This window comes from Fulvivirga kasyanovii, from assembly GCF_009711405.1.
GTDB classification, from domain to species: domain Bacteria; phylum Bacteroidota; class Bacteroidia; order Cytophagales; family Cyclobacteriaceae; genus Fulvivirga; species Fulvivirga kasyanovii.
On record NZ_SMLW01000059.1, the window covers coordinates 1 to 422 of the forward strand.

The 422-nt window shown below is 36.7% G+C and carries 1 protein-coding gene; it reads left to right on the forward strand.

Annotated features, from left to right (window positions below):
* Positions 1 to 309 (forward strand): BLUF domain-containing protein (locus tag E1163_RS00060; protein WP_155168507.1); only part of this gene is annotated, 309 nt, incomplete at its 5' end.
* Positions 310 to 422: the final 113 nt, after the last annotated feature.

Consider the following 422-nt stretch of genomic DNA (forward strand, 5'->3'; position numbering starts at 1 on the left):
CTTTTGCATTCAGACAAAAAATTTATCCAATACCTGGAAGGCGACTCTAAAGAGATTTTGGAGCTTTATGACCTCATCAAAGAAGATGACAGACACAAAAGCGTTGTAATGCTGTCTTACGGCCCTATAAAAAGCCGCAATTTTCCAAGCTGGCACATGGGTTACAAAAATGTTTCCCTGGACGAGCTCAACTTTCAGACAGATATAGACAGGGAAGACAAAGAAGTATTTGTATCAATGATTGAGGGCAAAAAGCAGAACGACGACCGCGGAATAACTGTACTTAAGAAATTTTTCGAATCAGCGTAATCCGATAAGCATATCGGCTTTACTTCTCATCTACCCAACCCAAAACAATAATTGTCCTTATTTATTTCTTATATTTTAGAATTATAAGAATTTTTGAAGGATGAAGATATCAA